This is a genomic window from Ignavibacteriota bacterium (assembly GCA_016716225.1).
Classification (GTDB): Bacteria; Bacteroidota; Ignavibacteria; order Ignavibacteriales; family Melioribacteraceae.
On sequence record JADJWT010000001.1, the window covers coordinates 2,600,824 to 2,620,708 of the forward strand.

14 protein-coding genes are annotated in these 19,885 nt (G+C 30.6%); 9 read left to right on the forward strand and 5 right to left on the reverse strand.

The features are described from left to right. The first annotated feature begins 212 nt into the window (after positions 1-212). Complete coding sequence (locus tag IPM32_11535) at positions 213-3,857, forward strand: alpha-amylase (GenBank protein MBK8945886.1); 3,645 nt, start codon at positions 213-215, stop codon at positions 3,855-3,857. Here IPM32_11535 and gltA read toward each other — a convergent pair. Beyond that, positions 3,854-5,356, reverse strand: a complete 1,503-nt coding sequence (gene gltA, locus IPM32_11540) for an NADPH-dependent glutamate synthase (GenBank protein ID MBK8945887.1) — start codon at positions 5,354-5,356, stop codon at positions 3,854-3,856. The genes IPM32_11535 and gltA overlap by 4 nt on opposite strands. Before the next feature lie 15 nt (positions 5,357-5,371). After that, positions 5,372-6,220 (reverse strand): sulfide/dihydroorotate dehydrogenase-like FAD/NAD-binding protein, encoded by an 849-nt coding sequence (locus IPM32_11545; protein MBK8945888.1) that lies wholly within the window; start codon positions 6,218-6,220, stop codon positions 5,372-5,374. 219 nt (positions 6,221-6,439) lie between these two features. Here IPM32_11545 and IPM32_11550 point away from each other — a divergent pair, with 219 nt between their 5' ends. The 8 genes from IPM32_11550 to IPM32_11585 all read left to right on the forward strand — a co-directional run bounded on the left by IPM32_11550 (position 6,440) and on the right by IPM32_11585 (position 18,150). Beyond that, on the forward strand, positions 6,440-7,585 hold the full coding sequence (locus tag IPM32_11550; GenBank protein MBK8945889.1) for a Re/Si-specific NAD(P)(+) transhydrogenase subunit alpha: 1,146 nt from the start codon (positions 6,440-6,442) through the stop codon (positions 7,583-7,585). Between the two features lie 9 nt (positions 7,586-7,594). Beyond that, positions 7,595-7,879, forward strand: coding sequence for an NAD(P) transhydrogenase subunit alpha (locus IPM32_11555; GenBank protein MBK8945890.1), 285 nt, complete (start codon positions 7,595-7,597; stop codon positions 7,877-7,879). A 7-nt stretch (positions 7,880-7,886) separates the two neighbouring features. Further along, positions 7,887-9,275 (forward strand): NAD(P)(+) transhydrogenase (Re/Si-specific) subunit beta, encoded by a 1,389-nt coding sequence (locus tag IPM32_11560; protein ID MBK8945891.1) that lies wholly within the window; start codon positions 7,887-7,889, stop codon positions 9,273-9,275. A gap of 121 nt (positions 9,276-9,396) precedes the next feature. Continuing rightward, the gene (locus IPM32_11565; GenBank protein ID MBK8945892.1) at positions 9,397-10,659 is read left to right on the forward strand and encodes an MFS transporter; all 1,263 of its coding nucleotides are present in this window, start codon (positions 9,397-9,399) and stop codon (positions 10,657-10,659) included. Positions 10,660-10,682: 23 nt separating this feature from the next. Next, positions 10,683-13,079: a N,N'-diacetylchitobiose phosphorylase gene (locus IPM32_11570; GenBank protein ID MBK8945893.1), complete on the forward strand. Its 2,397-nt coding sequence runs from the start codon at positions 10,683-10,685 to the stop codon at positions 13,077-13,079. A gap of 33 nt (positions 13,080-13,112) precedes the next feature. Next, complete coding sequence (locus IPM32_11575; protein MBK8945894.1) at positions 13,113-14,222, forward strand: family 20 glycosylhydrolase; 1,110 nt, start codon at positions 13,113-13,115, stop codon at positions 14,220-14,222. A gap of 24 nt (positions 14,223-14,246) precedes the next feature. Then, entirely contained in the window at positions 14,247-16,259 is a 2,013-nt protein-coding gene (locus tag IPM32_11580) for a family 20 glycosylhydrolase (GenBank protein MBK8945895.1), read from the forward strand. Positions 16,260-16,272: 13 nt separating this feature from the next. Beyond that, positions 16,273-18,150, forward strand: coding sequence for a Na+:solute symporter (locus IPM32_11585; protein ID MBK8945896.1), 1,878 nt, complete (start codon positions 16,273-16,275; stop codon positions 18,148-18,150). A 58-nt stretch (positions 18,151-18,208) separates the two neighbouring features. On the opposite strand, the gene IPM32_11590 is transcribed toward IPM32_11585, so the two are convergent. From IPM32_11590 to crcB, 3 genes are read right to left on the reverse strand one after another with little or no spacing between them, the layout of a single operon-like run. After that, a complete protein-coding gene (locus IPM32_11590; protein ID MBK8945897.1) occupies positions 18,209-19,075 on the reverse strand; it encodes an alpha/beta hydrolase in 867 nt (288 codons plus the stop codon). Between the two features lie 24 nt (positions 19,076-19,099). Beyond that, positions 19,100-19,444 (reverse strand): DUF190 domain-containing protein, encoded by a 345-nt coding sequence (locus IPM32_11595; protein ID MBK8945898.1) that lies wholly within the window; start codon positions 19,442-19,444, stop codon positions 19,100-19,102. A 9-nt stretch (positions 19,445-19,453) separates the two neighbouring features. Further along, the gene (gene crcB / locus IPM32_11600; GenBank protein MBK8945899.1) at positions 19,454-19,822 is read right to left on the reverse strand and encodes a fluoride efflux transporter CrcB; all 369 of its coding nucleotides are present in this window, start codon (positions 19,820-19,822) and stop codon (positions 19,454-19,456) included. Between the last annotated feature and the right edge of the window lie 63 nt (positions 19,823-19,885).

Sequence of the window (19,885 nt, forward strand, 5' to 3'; positions counted from 1 at the left end):
TTGCAGACATTTTTTATAATCTAGTTTAAGTAATCAGAAATGAAAATATACCTTATAAACATTTATTTATCAATTTTGAGAATGGTTTGAATTATATAAATAAAAATTCTTGGAATATTTTTGAGATTTATTGAATATTAAAACTGTAGAAAAGTTTGTAAATATTTGTATCTTTTACCAAAGAAAAAATCCTTTCAATATTAGGTAATTGCATGAAAAACTCTTCTTGTTTTAACCTTGTTACTTTCGAATTTCACGTTGCTAAACACTTGCGAGAAAAGTATGAATTAGATGATTTATTTTTTTCTATTACCGGGAATGTTGTTTTTGCAAATTTTAATCAAGTTAGAGTTTTTACTCAAAAGATAAATTCAAAAAGAAATATTTATGATCACCTCTCTCCCGGAGAAGTTAATGCAGCCGGATTGATTGACGAAATATTTCATTTTGCAATAAGAAAATATTTTAAGGAAAATTATCCAAATGCTTTTCCCAATGCAGTTAAAAATATAAATGAAAATTTAGGAGAAAAATCTTTTGAAAATTTACTTCTAAATTTTATAGATGTATTTCCACCTCAAAAAGTGTATAAAAAAGAATTAACACCAAAGGAATATTTAAATCAGTATTCCGGAAACATTCATAACAAAGAAATATTAATTAAAGAATTGATTTTATTACACATTTCAAACTTAAATCCAGCATTCAATAAAATAAAGGAATTGTTTAGTGAAGAATATATTACTGAAAAAGTAAATTACAAATCAGCAATTTTAAGATTGGAAAATTTTTTCAAGAAAGATGAATTCAAAATCGGTAAAAAAAATATTGATTTGTTTTCGTTTTTAAAAATGCCATTTCAAAAACATTCCGGTAGTATTTGGGATCAATTGGAATTTATTAAAAGTGAATGGGGAATTTCTATTGATGTTGAACTGATGAGAAAAATTGAAAGCGGTAAAGATCTCTTTATTGAAAGTTTAAAATTTGAGCAGCAGTTTGGTGACTTTGTTGGTGGCGGTGTTGGTGGAGCTCCTACAATTGTTCCGCAGTACAAAGGAAAATCTATAAGTGCCGAAAGTTTTGTTTTAGGAAAATCAAAATTTAAATTTGCCGAAGAATCAACAAAAGATTATGAGGAATTTGAACAGTTTACTCCAGATACAAACTGGATGCCCAAATTAGTTTTGATTGCTAAAAATATTTACGTTTGGCTTGATCAGCTTTCGAAAAAATACCAAAGAGAAATTAAAACTTTAGATAAAATTCCTATTGAAGAATTAGCACTTTTAAAAAAATGGAATATTAATTCGCTTTGGTTAATTGGAGTTTGGGAAAGAAGTCTTGCTTCTAAAAAAATAAAACATATGATGGGAAATATTGATGCAGTTGCTTCAGCTTATTCACTTTATGATTATGTAATTGCTCATGACATTGGCGGTGAAGAAGCATATAAAGTATTTAATCAAAATGCAAAATCTGTTGGAATAAGATTAGCAAGTGATATGGTTCCAAATCATACCGGTATTTATTCCCGTTGGGTTTTAGAACATCCGGAATATTTTATTCAATTAGATTATCCGCCGTTTCCGAATTATAGTTTTACCGGAACAGATTTATCTGAAAATCCGGAAATAGAAATCAGAATTGAAGATCAATATTGGCAAATGAAAGATGCTGCAGTTGTATTTGAAAGAAAAAATTTGAAAACCGGAGATGTAAAATATATCTACCATGGAAATGATGGAACAAATATGCCGTGGAATGATACTGCTCAATTAAATATGCTTAAAGCAGAAGTAAGGGAAGCGGTTATTCAAAAAATATTTGATGTTGCAAGAAAATTTTCTGTTATACGATTTGATGCAGCAATGACTTTGGCAAAAAAACACTTTTCACGCTTGTGGTATCCGGAACCCGGAAAAGGAGGAGATATTCCATCTCGCGCAGATTTTGCTTTAACTCGAGAAGAATTTGATGAACTTTTTCCCAAAGAATTTTGGAGAGAAGTTGTTGATAGAATAAATGATGAAATGCCTGAAACACTTTTGTTAGCAGAAGCTTTTTGGCTTATGGAAGGTTATTTTGTTAGAACTTTAGGTATGCACAGAGTATACAACAGCGCTTTTATGCATATGATGATGAAAGAAGAAAATGCAAAATATCGTGAATTAATAACAAACACTTTGGAGTTTGAACCGGAAATATTAAAAAGATATGTAAATTTTATGAGTAATCCGGATGAAGAAACCGCAATAAATCAATTTGGAACAGATAATAAATATTTCGGCGTTTTATTATTGATGTGTACTTTACCGGGCTTGCCAATGCTTGCTCATGGACAAATTGAAGGATATACCGAAAAATACGGCATGGAATATCAACGGGCATATTATAATGAAAATCCAAAAGACTGGCTTGTTGAAAGACATGCCAAAGAAATTTTTCCCGTTTTAGGTAAAAGATATTTATTTGCAGAAATTGACAATTTTTGGTTCTATGATTTTTTGGATCAGAAAAAAGTAAACGAAAATGTTTTTGCGTTTAGTAATTCACACAAAAATGAAAAAGCATTAGTGATCTATAATAATAAATTTGAATTGACTTCCGGGTATATAAATTTTTCTCGGCAAAAACTCAAAACTTCAAACTCACATAAATATTTAACAAATATTAATTTTGCAGAAAATTTTAATATTAAAAACAGCGATTTTCATTTCTATATTTTTAAAGATTTTACACATCAAAATGAATATTTATTTTGTGGAAAAGATATTCATCAAAATGGAATGTTTCTTTTATTAAATGGATTTGAATACAGAATATTTTTAAGTTTTGAAGAATTGTATGATCAATCGGGAACTGTTTATAAATTCTATAAAGAAAATTTTGGTAAACCAATTTTAGGAGTTAAAGAAAATCTCGAAGACAAAAAGCTTATTCCAATTCAAAATGCTTTTCAAAATATTTTATCAAATAATGAATTTAGAAAATTATTAAAATCAACTTCTGAAACAACAAATATTAACTCAAATAATGAAGAAACTATAAAAATATTAAATCAGAAATTTTCGCATTTCATCTATCAGTTAAGAAATTATTTTAATGTTGATATAAATTTTGATTTGCTTGAATTCAGTTTTTCACAAAAGCTCAAATCAATATTTGAATTGATTGAAATCGGTCAATTTAAGAAAATAAAATCAAGCAAAAATGACGTTAAAGTAAATGAATTATTCTCTGAAAAATATAAAAATAATTTTGTTTTATTGGTGATTTCAGAAATTATTGAATGTACAAAAAGTATAATTCTAAATAATGAAATCTCTAAATCATTTCCAGAAAATTTAAAACTTACTAAAACAATTCAGAATATTTTAAAAGAATATTTTGATAATGAATTTGAATCAACAAGATATTCAATACTTCTTAACTTTTTAATTTTGAAAAATAATTTTCAAAAAACAAATTTTGATTTTGATGAATTTATGAAAATTAGAAGTGGGAAAAAACTGCTGAATTATTTAATAAATTTTGATGAAAAATTATTGAATGAATTTTTTAAAAATGAATTTTTCCAGACATTTATTGATGTTAATGAATATGAAAATGTTAAATATTTCAGTAAAGAAAGATTGGAAAGTTTTGTTAAGGTTATTCAACTTATTTCAACTATTATGTTTTATGAATCCAAAACAAAAGATCGTATAACTAAAACGCAAATAAGAAATCAAATTTTTAGATTTACTAAAAAAACTATTTTGTTAGAAAATTTTATAAATCAATCAGCATTGAAATCAAAATTTATTTTTTCGCTTTTTATTGAAAATATTAATACACAGCAAAAAATAAATTAGTTTTGTAATTCTTTAGCAAGCATTTCATTAATTGCGGCAGCTGCTTTTCTGCCTTCACCCATTGCGAGAATAACTGTTGCTGCTCCTAAAACAATATCGCCGCCTGCAAATACTTTATCCATAGAAGATTTTTGATTTTCATCAACAATAATATTTCCCCATTTATTTGTTTGCAATTCTGGAGTTGTTTGATGAATTAACGGATTACTTCCATTTCCTATTGCCACTATTACTGTATCAACATCAATAATAAATTCACTTCCATTAATTACAATCGGTTTTCTTCTGCCTGAACTATCCGGTTCGCCTAATTCATAACGCAGACATTCCATTCCTTTAACTTTACCTTTTTCATCACCTAAAATTTTCTTTGCATTTTGTAAAAAGTGAAATTCAATTCCTTCTTCTTTAGCATGCAAAACTTCTTCTTTTCTTGCTGGCATTTCAACTTCAGTTCTTCTGTAAATCACATATACTTTTTCAGCTCCTAATCTTAAAACCATTCTTGCTGCATCCATTGCAACATTACCACCACCAAGAACAGCAACAACTTTTGAAGGATAAATTGGAGTATCAGCTTCTTTTTTATCAAATGCACGCATTAAATTTGCTCTTGTTAAATATTCATTAGCAGAAAAAACTCCCACTAAATTTTCACCTTCAATTCCCATAAATAAAGGTAATCCGGCTCCGGTGCCTACAAATACTGCATCAAACCCATCTTTATCAATTAGATCAGTCAATTTTCTTGTTCTTCCAACAACATAGTTTTTTTGAATTTTCACTCCCATTTTTAATAGAGTTTCAATTTCTTCATCAACAATGCTATTTGGTAAACGAAATTCCGGAATTCCATAACGCATAACTCCACCTAATTTATGGAAAGCTTCAAATATTGTTACATTGTGACCTTCTCTTCTAACATCCGCGGCAACAACAAGCCCAGCTGGACCGCTGCCAACTATAGCAACTTTTTTTCCAGTTTCTGGTTTTACGTAAGGAATTTTGACATTTCCTTGTTCTCTTTCCCAATCGGCAACAAATCTTTCTAATCTTCCAATTGCAACTGATTTATCAACATCTTTCATTGCAATTCCAACCTTACAATTTTCTTGGCATTGAGATTCTTGTGGACAAACTCTTCCACAAATTGCCGGAAGTAAACTTGCTTCTTTAATTACATCAATAGATTGCTGAAATTCTCCGAATGCAATGTGTTTTATAAATCTTGGAATATCAATTTTCACCGGGCATCCATCAATGCAAGTTTGCTTAACGCATTCGAGACATCTTAATGCTTCCACTCGTGCTTCTTCCATCGTATAGCCGATAGCAACTTCTTCTAAATTTTTCCCTCTTATAATTGGATCTTGAGCCGGCATTTCTTGCTGTGGTATTTTTAATCTATCTTTTGCTTTTAGATGATCTATATTATGAATATAATCGTTAAGAATTTTTTTTGCATTTGCACTTAAGATATCAGGTGAATTGTAACTCATTTTTAAAACTCCAATTTATAAACTTTTTTCTTGAATCATTGAATCTAAATAACATGAATGTTTTTCATGCTCAATTTCTTTGTACGAATTTAATCTTGCCATCATATTTTCAAAATCCACTTTATGTCCATCAAATTCTGGTCCATCAACACACACAAATTTAACTTCACCACCTACATTTACTCGGCAACCGCCGCACATTCCGGTTCCATCAACCATAATTGTATTTAAAGAAACTTCAGTGTATACTCCAAAAGGTCTGGTTGTTTCCGAACAAAATTTCATCATAATTGGAGGTCCAATTGCAATAACAAAATCCGGTTTTTCATCTCTTTCGCAAATTTCTTTTAATGGCTGTGTAACTAAAGATTTTCTTCCATAGCTTCCGTCATCAGTACAAATTATTAATTCATCGGCAATTTTTTTCATTTCATCTTCCATAATAATTAGCGCTTTATTTCTTGCGCCAATTATTATTATAACCTTGTTTCCAGCGGCTTTCAGAGCTTCAGCAATTGGATGAAGAGGTGCAACTCCAATTCCTCCGCCAACGCAAACAACCGTTCCATGTTTTTTTATGTGAGTGGGTGTTCCTAATGGTCCAACCAAAACCGGAATATCATCACCAACATTTAATTTTGATAATTCATCGGTTGTTAATCCAACAACTTGAAAAATGATTGTTATTGAACCATCTTCTTTATTTGCATCAGCAATTGTAAGAGGAATTCTTTCTCCCAAATCTTCATCAATTTGTAAAATAATAAATTGTCCTGCTTTTCTTTCCTCGGCAATTAACTTAGCTTCAAGTTTCATTTTGAAAACATTTTCAGAAAGTTTTTCTTTAAATAAAATTTTTGCCATTTAAATTCCTAAATTGTTTGTAAAATTACTTTAGGTTATAAAAAGATATTATCATCTAAAATTAACAATATTTTTTTATTTTTCCATAGAATCTGTTAATAATTATCGAGCAATTTATGGCAAAATGTTTGAAATTGACAAAGATTTTTGAATTTAACAAAGTATGCATTATCTTTTAGCTGTGTTTAATGACTTATTTACAAAATAAGGAGTATCCAAGTGGTAATCGCAATTCCTAAAGAAATCTTACCTGGTGAAAATAGAGTTTCATTAGTTCCGGATGTTGTTTCAAAATTAATTAAAAAAGGTTTTTCTATTAAAGTTGAATCTGATGCCGGTTTAAAAGCAGGATTTACAAATAACCAATATGAAAGTGCCGGAGCTAAAATTGTAAATTCTCTTGATGAACTTTACGATTCAGATATTATTTTAAAAGTACAAAGACCAGTTGAATTTTCAGACGGAAAAAATGAATTAGATTTAATTAAAGAAGGTACATTTTTAATTACTTTGCTTTATCCTTTACATTTTCCTGAGCTTGCTAAACAGTGCGCTGAAAATGGAATAAATGTAATTTCCATGGATGCAATTCCGAGAACAACTCTTGCGCAAAAAATGGATGCTCTAAGTTCGCAAGCAAATATTGCTGGATATAAATCTGTATTAATGGCAGCAAATGAACTTGGAAAAATATTTCCACTAATGATGACTGCTGCCGGAACAATTCAACCAGCGAAAGTAGTAATAATGGGAGCTGGCGTTGCCGGACTTCAAGCTTTAGGAACCGCAAAAAGGTTAGGTGCAATTGTTGAGGTTTCGGATATTCGTCCTTCTGTAAAGGAAGAAGTCCAATCATTGGGTGGTAGGTTTATTGAAGTAGAGACTGATGAAAACATGCAAGATTCCGGAGGTTATGCAAAAGAAGCTTCGGAAGAATTTTTGAAGAAACAAAAAGCATTGATTTTCAAACATGTTACAAATGCAGATATTGTAATTACTACTGCATTGGTTCCTGGAAAAAAATCTCCAATTTTGGTAACTGAAGAAATGGTTAAAGGAATGCGACACGGTTCTGTAATATTAGATATGGCTGTAGAATTTGGAGGTAATTGTGAAATCAGCGAAAAAGGAAAAATCGTAAAAAAATATGGCGTCACAATTATTGGTGAACCTAATCTTCCAAGTTTGGTGCCAACAAATTCAAGTGAAGTTTATAGTAAAAATCTTTTAGCACTTTTAGAACATATTTCTAAAGACGGAAAAATTGAACTAAATCTTGATGATGAAATTGTTAAAGGTGCGCTAATAACATATAACAAAGAAGTAATTCAAGAAAGAACCAAAAATCTATTAAATAATATTTAGGAAATTAAAATGCAGATTCATGAACTTTTAATGCTGATATATGTTTTTGTTCTTGCAATTTTTGTTGGTTTTGAGTTAATAACAAAAGTTCCACCAACTTTGCATACTCCGCTAATGTCCGGATCTAATGCTATTTCCGGAATTACAATTGTTGGGGCACTTCTTAGTGCCGGTCACAATGAATTTGGTTTAAGTACAATTCTTGGAGTGATAGCGTTGATTTTTGCAACAATAAATGTTGTCGGAGGTTATTTAGTTACCGATAGAATGTTAAAAATGTTTAAGAAAAAGTGAGGGAGTTATGGAAGTTTTGACATATATAATTTATTTAGTTGCATCAATCCTTTTTATTTTTGGCATTAAACAACTTGGCTCACCAAAAACAGCAAGGCAAGGAAATTTTATATCTTCATTAGGAATGTTTCTCGCAATAGTAATAACACTTTTTGATCAAAGAGTTTTAACTTTTGAATATATATTAATTGGAATTGTAGTTGGTTCCTTAACTGGAACTTTAATGGCATACAAAGTTCCAATGACTGGAATGCCCCAAATGGTTGGATTACTAAACGGATTTGGCGGCGGGGCATCACTATTAGTTGGATATGCAGAATTTTATCATCTAATAAGAAATTCTGAGAATATTGATATTGCAACCGGAAGTACAATTGCTTTATCTATTTTAATTGGAGGAGTTACATTTACTGGTTCATTTGTTGCTTTTGGAAAACTTCAAGAAATTATTACTGGAAAGGTTGTTAAATATCCGCTTCAAAATCAAATAAATGTTTTGTTATTTCTTGCAGTTGTTGTAGCTGGAGTATTAGTTGTAATGGAACCATATTCTGGAAATTCGTTGTTAATACTAATTGGAACTATCTCATTAGTTTTGGGTGTGCTTTTAGTGTTACCAATCGGAGGCGCAGATATGCCGGTAGCCATTTCATTATTAAATTCATATTCTGGATTAGCAGCTTCAATGACAGGATTTGTGCTTAAAAATAATATGTTAATTATTGCAGGAGCTTTAGTTGGAGCATCAGGAATAATATTAACAATAATTATGTGTAAAGGAATGAATCGTTCATTAATGAATGTTGTACTTGGCGGTTGGGCAGATGCGGGAAGTGGTGGTGCATCTTCGAGTGGTTCGCAAGGAGAAGCAAAATCTATTGATGCTGAGGAATTAGCTATGATGTTAGATTCTGTGCAAAATGTTGTTATTGTTCCGGGTTATGGAATGGCGGTAGCTCAAGCTCAGCATGCTGTTAGAGATTTAACCAACATTCTGGAGAAAAAAGGAATAAATGTAAGATTTGCAATACATCCAGTAGCAGGAAGAATGCCCGGTCATATGAATGTTCTTTTAGCTGAAGCACAAGTTTCTTACGATAAACTTTTTGCATTGGAAGACATTAATGATGATTTCCCCAACGTAGATATTGCCTTTATTGTTGGGGCAAACGACGTAGTTAATCCAGCAGCACGTAATGATAAAAATTCTCCAATATTTGGAATGCCAATTTTAAATGTTGATTACGCAAAAACAGTAATTGTAAATAAAAGATCAATGAATGCTGGTTATGCAGGGATTCAAAATGAATTATTTTTCTATCCAAACACATTAATGTTTTTCGGAAGTGCAAAAGAAGCCATCAATAAGCTAGTGAATGAGCTAAAAGAATTGTAAAAATACTTATTACTTTTAGAGCTGAAATTTAATTTCGGCTTTTAAATTATTAATTGTTGGTTTACAATGTTTTTTAGTATAATTTTCAAAAGTTTTTCATACCATTTACTCGGTAAAAATAATGACTCAAAATCAAAAAAAAATCAATCCAGCCTTTTGGGTTCCTACATTATATTTCTCTGAAGGTTTACCCTTTGTTGCAACTTCTGTTGTATCGGTTTTAATGTATAAAAGTTTGGGATTAAGCGATTCCGATATTGCTTTTTTTACAACTTTAATTATGTGGCCATGGACACTTAAACCTTTATGGGGTCCATTTATAGAAATGTTCAAAACAAAAAAATATTTTGTTGTTGCAACTCAATTTATTGGAGGAATTACTTTTGGCTTATTGGCACTTTCTCTTCCTTTAGATGGATTCTTAAAATATTCACTTGCACTATTTGTAATAATTGCCTTTAATTCTGCAACCCATGATATTGCTGCAGATGGAGTTTATGTAAATTCTTTAGATAATAAAGAACAAGCTAAATATGTTGGATGGCAAGGTGCATTTTATAATGTTGCAAAAATATTATCTCAAGGTGCATTAGTTTATATTGCAGGAAAACTTGAAATTGTTTTAGGTATTGTTGAAGCTTGGATGGTAGTTATGGGAATTATTGGCTCAATACTAATTATTATGGGATTTTATCATCTCAAAATGTTACCTACCGGAGGAACCTCGACTGCTGTTAGTTCAACAAAAGAAGCATTTAAAACATTTAGTGAAGTTGTTAAATCTTTTTTTGCAAAAAAATATATTTATTGGGGGATTGCTTTTATTATTTTGTTCAGAATGTCGGAAGGACAATTGACTAAAATTGTTCCTCTATTTATGCGTGCAGCAAGAGAGAATGGCGGGCTTGGTTTACTTACTTCGGATATTGGAATTGCATATGGTATTTTTGGAGCTACTGCATTTGTTCTTGGTTCAATTGCCGGAGGTTACTTTGTTGCGAAAAGAAAATTAGCAAATTCAATATTAATTTTAGCTGCATTTTTTAACATTCCAAATATCGTTTATACTTACTTAGCTTTTACAGTTCCTGAAAATTTTGCAATTGTTTGTGGTGCAATAACAATTGAATGGTTCGGTTATGGTTTTGGATTTGTTGCTGTCATACTTTTTATGATGCAACAAATTGCTCCTGGACCATATAAAATGGCACATTATGCATTTGCAACAGCAATTATGAATTTAGGTTTTATGCTTCCATCTATGATAAGCGGATTTATTAGTGATTATCTTGGATATAAATATTTTTTTGTTTGGACGATGATTGCTACAATTCCTTCTTTTTTAGTAGCATGGCTTGTTCCATTTAGAGAAGTTGAAGAATAATTTTTAATAAATAAAGGGATAAAATGAAATACGGTTATTTTGATAATAAGAACAGAGAATATGTTATTGATAGACCGGACGTTCCGGTTTCATGGACAAATTATTTAGGGGTTAAAGATCTTTGTACGGTAATTTCACACAATGCCGGAGGATATTCTTTTTACAAATCAACAGAGCATCATAGAGTTACAAGATTTCGCCCAAATGGAGTCCCGCTTGATCGCCCTGGACATTATGTATATATACGTGATGATGAGACCGGAGAATATTGGTCAATCTCTTGGCAGCCGGTTGGCAAAGATTTTACAAAAGCTAAATATACTTGTCGCCATGGAATGTCTTACTCCAAATTTCAATGTGAATTTAATGATATAAATGCGGAACAAATTTTATTCATCCCTTTGGATGATGATGTTGAATTATGGGACATTAAAATTAAAAACAATTCAGGAAGATCGAGAAAACTTAGCGTTTTTTCTTATGTGGAATTTTCATTCCATCATGTTGAAATTGATAATCAAAATTTTCAAATGAGTTTGTACGCCAGCGGTTCAAATTATAAAGACGAAATTATCGAGTATGATTTTTTCTATGAACCATGGACTTTTCATTTCTTTGCATCAAATTTTAATCCGGATAGTTATGATTGTGTAAGAGATTCATTTATCGGTAGTTATAGATCGGAATCAAATCCATTTGCAGTTGAAAATGGAAAATGTTCAAACAGTACTGAACTGGGAGGAAATCATTGCGGATCTTTGCATAAAAAATTAGAATTACAAAGCGGAGAAGAAACAAGACTAATTTATATGCTTGGAGTTGGTTCACGCGAAGAAAAGGGAAGAGAAATAAAAACCAAATATTCTGATTTAAAAAATGTTGATAACGAATTTGATAGATTGAAAAAATATTGGGATACAAAAACATCAAAATTTATATGTAAAACTCCAAATGAAGGTTTGAATACAATGATAAATATTTGGACACTTTACCAAGCTGAAGTTTGTGTAATTTGGTCGAGATTTGCATCGTTTGTAGAAACCGGAGGAAGAGTTGGTTTGGGATATCGCGATACTTCACAAGATATTATGGGCGTTGTGCATACAAATCCCGAAAAAACAAAACAAAGAATTATTGAACTGCTTCAAGGTCATACTAGTTACGGATATGGACTTCATCTTTTTGATCCGGATGTTTTCAAACCAAAAGAAAATAAATTGCCTGGAGTAAAACTTCCAACTGTCGTTCCGACAAAAAATCCAGAAGATATTGTACATGGAATGGAAGATGTTTGTTCTGATGATGCAATTTGGTTAGTTGCTTCAATAAGCGAATGGATTGTAGAAAATGGTGAATTGGATTTTTTTGATAACATAGTTCGTTATGCAAACGGAGGTGAAGGAACGGTTTATGAACATCTCACAAAAATTTTAGATTTCTCTGCAAAGTATGTCGGCAATAATGGAATTTGTCAAGGCCTGCGTGCTGATTGGAATGATTGTCTAAATCTTGGCGGCGGTGAAAGTTCAATGGTTTCATTTATGCATTATTGGGCAATAAATATTTTTATCGAGTCAGCAAAAATTCTTGATAAAAATAATGATGTACTAAAATATTTGGAAATGGCTGAAAAAGTAAAACAGTCATGTGAAAATGAACTTTGGGATGGTGAATGGTATATTAGAGGATTTACAAAATCCGGAAAGAAAATTGGTTCAAATGAAACCGAAGAAGGAAAAGTATTTTTAAATGCACAATCTTGGGCTGTTATGTCTGGTGTTGCAAAAGATGAAAGAGCAGATAAAGCGATGAACGCTGTTGATAAATATTTATATTCAAAATACGGACTTCATTTGTTATGGCCAGCTTATGGGAAGCCAAATGATGAAATTGGATATGTTACAAGAGTTTATAAAGGTATAAAAGAAAATGCGGCAATTTTCAGTCATCCGAATCCATGGGCGGTAATTGCAGAATGCAAATTAGGTAATGGAAATCGTGCAATGAAATATTATGATTCAATTCTTCCATATAATCAAAATGATATTATTGAAATTAGACAATCCGAACCTTATTCATATTGCCAATTTATTATGGGAAAAGATCATACAGCGCATGGAAGAGCCCGTCATCCATGGCTTACCGGAACTGCTTCTTGGTTTTATACCGCAGCTACTAAACATATTTTGGGAATTCAGCCAACTTATAAAGGATTGAAAGTTGATCCGTGTATTCCTTCTGATTGGAAAGAGTTTGAAGTGATAAGAGAATGGCGCGGAGCAGTTTATAACATAAAAGTTGAAAATCCAAATGGATCAGAAAAAGGTGTTAAAACAATAAAAGTTAATGGAAAAATAATTGATGGAATTATTCCTATTTTTTCCAAAGGTGAAAATGTAATTGTTGAAGTTGTTATGTAAAATTATTTTTGAAAAAATTGGATTATTCTTTCTATGAAAAAAATATTTTTAACATTTACGATAATCTATTTTATGGCATTTCAATCATGTTCAACTATTAATCAAATTAATTATGAAAATCCAAACAGATGGAATGAACTTGGCGAAAACTCAAAATTAGATTGGCGCGCAGTTCATCTATTGCATTATAATAGTGATAAACAGTTAGAAGCTTTTTCAAAAAATATTCCTAAACTTGCATCAATGGGAATTAATAAAATTATTTTGGAAATTGATTATAATTTTAATTTTCAATCACATCCCGAATTAAGACAAACCGATAGCGTTATTACAAAGGAAGGTGCAAAAAATTTTACAAAAGTTTGCAGAAAAAATGGAATTGAAATAATTCCCCAATTTCAATGTGTGGGCCATCAATCATGGGCTGAAGAAACTTATAAATTGTTGGAAGTTTATCCGGAGTTTGATTTAACTCCAAATGCATTTCCAAATAATAAAGGTTTATACTGTAGAGAATGGGATGTTGAAAATCCAAAAGTTTATGAAATTGTTTTTGCTTTGCTGGATGACATAATTGATGCATTTGATGCAAAGGCAATGCACGTTGGTATGGATGAAGTATTTCTTTTAGGTTCGGAATTTTCGCCATCAACAAAAGGAAAAGATCCCGCAAAACTTTTTGCAAAAGCTGTAAATGATTTGCATAATTATATTGTGAAAGAAAAAGGTTTAGAAATGCTTATGTGGGGCGATAGATTAATTGATGCAAGCAAAATTAATTACGGCGAATGGGAATCTTCAGCAAACGGAACCAGCGGTGCAATAGATTTAATTCCGAAAGATATAATAATTTGTGATTGGCATTATGAAGATTTTATTGATTATAAAAATCTAAATGCGACCGAATATTTATCGATTCCGATGTTTATTGAAAAGGGATTTAGAGTTTTGCCTACAAGCTGGCGCAGAGTTGAAACAATGAATAACCTAATGTATTATAGTTTAACCTTGGAAAATCCTAAAATGTTAGGTCATTTATTTACTCTTTGGTCTTCAGCAAAAGGTGATGAACTGTTAGCGTATCCGCCAATGGTTGATGGACTTAAAGTAGGAAAACCTTTTTTCAAGAACAAAAATAATTAGAACTTCATTTTAAGAGAATAAAGAATGGCAAAATTTATAAGATTATTTTTAATATTGCTTCTTCCTATCAATATATATTATGCGATTAATGTTGAAGATTTAAATTTAATGCCTTATCCAAAAAGTGTAAATCTTCTCGATGGGAAATTTAGGATTGATGAAAATATTAATTTGGAATTATCGCAAAATTCTGAACGATTGAAAAAATATTCAAATAAATTTTTAATGAGATTGGCAAATCGAACCGGAATATTTCTCAATAATCCTTTTGTAAATGAGTGTAAAAATCCCAATGTAATAGTTGATATTCAACGAATTGGTTTGGTAAAATTGAATGAAGATGAATCTTATGAAATTTTAATAACACAAGAAAATGTAAAAATTTCGGCACTAACTGATATTGGAGCAATAAGAGCTATTGAAACTTTAAATCAATTAATGCTTACTGATGAAAATGGATACTATTTCCCAGCATGTAAAATTATTGATTCACCAAGATTCCCTTGGCGCGGATTGTTGATTGATGTTGGCCGGCATTTTATTCCTATTGAAGTCGTGAAAAGAAATTTGGATGGAATGGCAGCAGTAAAATTAAATGTTTTACATCTTCATTTATCTGATGATCAAGGATTTAGAGTGGAAAGTAAAACTTTCCCAAAGTTAACAGAGCTTGGTTCTGATGGAGATTTTTATACTCAAGAACAAATAAAAGAAATTATTAAATATGCAGATGATATTGGAATTCGTATCATGCCGGAAATAGATGTTCCAAGTCATACAACAGCAATTTTAACTGCTTATCCGGAATTCGGAAGTTTACCTCTTGATTATAAAATTGAAAGAAAATGGGGCGTAATGGATCCGACATTAAATCCCTCACTTGAAGAAACTTATGATTTCCTTGATAAATTATTAAAAGAAATGAGTGAACTTTTTGTTGATGAATATTTTCATATTGGTGGCGATGAAAATAATGGAAATCAATGGAATGCAAATTTGGAAATTCAAAAATTCATGAAAGAAAATAATATACCAGATAATCATGCTTTGCAAGGATATTTTAATAATCGTCTTTTACAAATCTTAACAAAATATGGAAAAAAATTAGTCGGTTGGGATGAAATTTTTCATCCATCAATGCCTAATAATATTGTTATCCAATCATGGCGGGGGAAAGAGGCATTAGTCGAATCTGCAAAAAAAGGATACCAAACTTTTCTTTCGAATGATTATTATATTGATTTAATGCAGACAACAGATTTTCATTATTTAAATGATCCGATACCGGTAGATGCAAATCTAACGGAAGGTCAGAAAAAATTTATTCTTGGCGGAGAAGCAACAATGTGGGGAGAAATGATTTCTGCAGAAACAATGGACTCAAGAATTTGGCCGAGAACAGCAGCAATTGCAGAAAGATTTTGGTCGCCGCAAAATATAAATGATGTTGAAAATATGTACAAGCGTTTGGAATATATTAGTTATTTATTGGAAGAACATGATTTGAAGCATATAAAAAATTATGAAAGAATGTTGAGAAGATTAACAAATAATAATGAAATTGAATCTTTACGAAATTTAATATCCGTAATTGAACCGGTAAAAATTTATCAGAGAAATTATTTGCGTGAACAAACTCAGCAATCACCATTAACAAGAGTGGTTGATGCAGCAACCGCCGATGCAAAAGCTGCAAGGGATTTTAATCAACTTGTTGAAAATTATTTATCTGAAAAAAGTAATATAGAATTGAAAAATAAAATAATTCAGCAATTAAATTTTTGGAAAAATAATCATACAGAATTTTTAGAAGTTGCAAAAAAATCTCCAATTCTGTATGAGATAATTCCAATGTCTGAGAATTTAAAAGATATTTCTCAAATTGGTTTGGAAATCATTGCAGCGATTTCAAATGGGGAAGAAATTGAAAGAATAATAATTTTATCTAAGATTGAAAATTTTAAAAAACCCGTTGCGCAGACTGAATTGATGATTATTAAAGGAATTGAAAATTTAGTTAATCAAATAGAATATTAAATCTGAGAAAAATATGGGCGAACTTAATTGGTTAGACATTTCTGTTATTGTAGCATTTTTCGTTATTATTTTTGGTATTGCGGCATATTACTCAAGAAAAGCTGGAAGCAATACTGGGGAGTTTTTTCTTTCCGGAAGAAACATGCCTTGGTATATTGCTGGAACTGCAATGGTTGCAACAACATTTGCCGCCGATACTCCATTAGCTGTAACAGAATTAGTTGCACAAAATGGCATTGCCGGCAATTGGCTCTGGTGGAATTTAGCAATTGGTGGAATGTTAACTGTTTTTTTCTTTGCAAAATTGTGGCGAAGAGCAAATATTCTTACAGATGTTGAGTTTGTTGAATTGCGATATTCAGGAAAATCTGCTGCATGGTTAAGAGGATTTAGAGCAATATATCTCGGCTTATTTATGAATGCGATTGTAATGGGCTGGGTAAATAAAGCAATGGAAAAAATATTTTCAGTTGTTATTCCAACTTTTGATCCCTTTACACTTGTTGTTATTACAGCTTTAATTATTGCGGTTTATTCAACTGCATCCGGACTTTTAGGAACAGCACGAACAGATAGTTTCCAATTTATTTTTGCAATGGTTGGCTGTATTGTTCTTGCAATAATTATTGTTCAACAACCAGAGATCGGAAGTTTAGAAAATCTTAAAAATAAATTACCGGAATCAACATTAGAATTTTTTCCTTCAATAGGAAATATTGGAGTTGGAAAAGCTGCGAGTGGAGTTTTTGCTATTTCGGTTGGAGCATTTTTTGCACATGTAGTTTTGCAATGGTGGAGTAGTTGGTATCCCGGTGCTGATCCCGGCGGTGGCGGTTATATAGCTCAAAGAATGATGTCTGCAAAAGATGAAAAAAATAGCGTACTTGCAACTCTTTGGTTTACAATTGCGCATTATACAGTTCGCCCTTGGCCTTGGATTATTGTTGCACTTGCTGCATTGGTTTTATTGCCAAGAAGTACTGTTCAAGAATTAAAGAAAGAAAATATAAATTTTTATCAAAGTGCTGAAAAAATTCACACAAAAATTAGTTTATCTGAAGAAGAGCAAAATTTAACAAATAATTCTGAATTCAAGAATTATTATGAAAAATATGAAAACACTGTTGATCCCGGATTGTTGTATCCAAAATTAATGTTAAAATATTTACCTTCCGGATTATTGGGAATGTTAATTGCAGTATTTTTAGCTGCATACATGTCAACAATTGCATCTCAATTAAATTGGGGAACTTCATATTTAATTAATGATTTTTATAGAAGATTCATAAAAAAGGATGGAGATGAAAAACATTATATAAAAATTTCCAGATTTGGAATAATTTTAATGACAGTTTTTTCATTACTTGTTACTAAATATTTTCTTTCAACAATTTCCGGAGCGTGGGAATTTATTATTAACGCGAGCGCAGGAATGGGTGCAGTTCTGATTTTACGATGGTATTGGTGGAGAATTAATGCTTGGTCAGAAATTTCTGCAATGATTGCACCTCTCATTATTTATCCAATTGCAAAATATGGATTTGGTCTTGAATCACCAATTACACTTTACCCGATTGTATTTGGAACAACAATTGTTTGGTTAATAGTTACTTTTATTACAAAACCGGTTGAAGAAAATAAATTAATCGAATTTTATAAAAGAACATTTCCCGGTGGAATTGGTTGGAAAAATATTGCTTCAAAAGCTGGTGAAGTTAAAAGTGAAATGAATTTTGGTAAAGCGTTAGTAAACTGGATTGCTGGAGTAATTTTAATTTATTCATTTTTATTTGGATTAGGAAGTTTACTTTTTGGCTTTTTGACAAACTTTTTGATTTATGGTTTTTTTGCGCTGATTAGTGCAGTAATAATTTTTAGAAATTTAAAATAGAATTTTGGCAATTAGCAATTTGTAAGAAATACATTTGTTAATTGCCACTTTAGAATTTTTATTTTTTATTCAATTCCAACAATGGTTCAAAAATATATTGGAAACCTCTTGTAAATCCTTCCGGTTTTGATCCCGCATGATATGCATCATCGAGCATTCTGAATTTGTATCTGAAATTTTCATAATTTCTGTTCTTCAGAACTTCATCAAATTTAATAATTGACTTAATAAAATTAGGTCTTTCCGGCAATTCTTTTTCTGCACCGGTCATAAAAAGAGAAACATTAAGATCTTTATTTTTTTCGTAAAATTCATTTTCAAAATTAAACATCCAATTATTGCTAAGTTCAAGTGCTGGACTAATAGAAATGTATGCATTAAATAAATCGGGATTAGTGAACATTGCAAATAAAGTAAATGCTCCTCCGGCTGAACTTCCGCCTAAAGCTTTCCATACTTTCGATACTCTAAAATTATTTTCCATATAGGGAATAAAATCATTTTCAACAACTTTTAAAAAATCTTCAGCACCTCCACCAATATTTGATTCGGAAAATGTTGTTGGCAAATAATCATTCATTCTCAAACTTCCATAATCAACATTTCCTTTATATGAAAATCCGACAATAAAAAATTCCGGAATTCTTTTATCATAAAAAAGTCCGCCATAAATACTTGCAAGAAGTGGAAAATCATAGAAGCCGTCAGTAAAATAAATTACTGGATAATACTTTGTTGTATCTTCATAATATGAATATGGATAATTTATAATTAATTCATATTCTACATTATTTAATTTTGATTTTACTTCTCGTATTTCACCAATTTCAAAATGTCTGTATTTTACTGAATCTTGAGAAAAAATCACACAATTCGTTAAATAGAAAAACGCTATAAAATATTTTAGTATGTTTTTGATTTTCATATTTCGCTCACAAATATTAATAAATCATTTTGATGAAAAATGTCTGATAATATTAGCTTGTTCTATTGTTATTAATCCACCAGAATTTGATTTCTCCAAAATATCATCAATTGTAGGAAGAAATTTTTGAATGTTTTCTTCCGAGTCAACAATTTCAATAACTAAAGGCAAATCTTCGGAAAGCCGCAAAACCTTGCTTGTGTGAATTTTACTATTTTTTCCAAAACCCATAATTCCCTTGTAAACTGTTGCTCCGGAAAGGTTTGCTTCTTTTGCAGAAACAACAATTTTTTCATAAACAGGAATTGGTCCAATTTTATCATTCTCGCCGATAAATATTCTTAATAATTGAGCTTTTACATAATTCATACTTAGCTCCTATTTTGAAATTATATAAACAAAATAAATTCCAAGAATTGTAATTGAAACATTTAAAAAAATATTTAATGCAGCAAACAAATATTGAGAATCTTTGAGCAGATTAATTGTTTCAAGTGAGAATGTTGAAAAAGTCGTAAATCCTCCGCAAAAACCAACAGTTAAAAGAAGTTTAATACTGTTAGAAAGAAGTTCTTTATCATCCAAACCGAATATGAAAAATCCTAGTAGAATACTACCCAATATGTTTACAATTAGAGTTCCAAAAGGGAAATAAATTGGGAAATATTTTGATGCAATATCAGAAATTAAATAACGCAAACTTCCGCCAAATCCGGCGCCGAGAAAAACTATAAGAAATTTCATAATATTAAATTTTTATTAGTAAAAAATATTTTTACAAATATACCAACTTTTTTTAAGGTGATTAGT

What these genes read in the sequence shown, in the direction of transcription:
- IPM32_11535 (MBK8945886.1), top strand. Translation starts at nt 213, where the DNA reads ATGAAAAACTCTTCTTGTTTTAACCTTGTTACTTTCGAATTTCACGTT.
- gltA (MBK8945887.1), bottom strand. Translation starts at nt 5,356, where the DNA reads ATGAGTTACAATTCACCTGATATCTTAAGTGCAAATGCAAAAAAAATT.
- IPM32_11545 (MBK8945888.1), bottom strand. Translation starts at nt 6,220, where the DNA reads ATGGCAAAAATTTTATTTAAAGAAAAACTTTCTGAAAATGTTTTCAAA.
- IPM32_11555 (MBK8945890.1), top strand. Translation starts at nt 7,595, where the DNA reads ATGCAGATTCATGAACTTTTAATGCTGATATATGTTTTTGTTCTTGCA.
- IPM32_11560 (MBK8945891.1), top strand. Translation starts at nt 7,887, where the DNA reads ATGGAAGTTTTGACATATATAATTTATTTAGTTGCATCAATCCTTTTT.
- IPM32_11565 (MBK8945892.1), top strand. Translation starts at nt 9,397, where the DNA reads ATGACTCAAAATCAAAAAAAAATCAATCCAGCCTTTTGGGTTCCTACA.
- IPM32_11570 (MBK8945893.1), top strand. Translation starts at nt 10,683, where the DNA reads ATGAAATACGGTTATTTTGATAATAAGAACAGAGAATATGTTATTGAT.
- IPM32_11575 (MBK8945894.1), top strand. Translation starts at nt 13,113, where the DNA reads ATGAAAAAAATATTTTTAACATTTACGATAATCTATTTTATGGCATTT.
- IPM32_11580 (MBK8945895.1), top strand. Translation starts at nt 14,247, where the DNA reads ATGGCAAAATTTATAAGATTATTTTTAATATTGCTTCTTCCTATCAAT.
- IPM32_11585 (MBK8945896.1), top strand. Translation starts at nt 16,273, where the DNA reads ATGGGCGAACTTAATTGGTTAGACATTTCTGTTATTGTAGCATTTTTC.
- IPM32_11590 (MBK8945897.1), bottom strand. Translation starts at nt 19,075, where the DNA reads ATGAAAATCAAAAACATACTAAAATATTTTATAGCGTTTTTCTATTTA.
- IPM32_11595 (MBK8945898.1), bottom strand. Translation starts at nt 19,444, where the DNA reads ATGAATTATGTAAAAGCTCAATTATTAAGAATATTTATCGGCGAGAAT.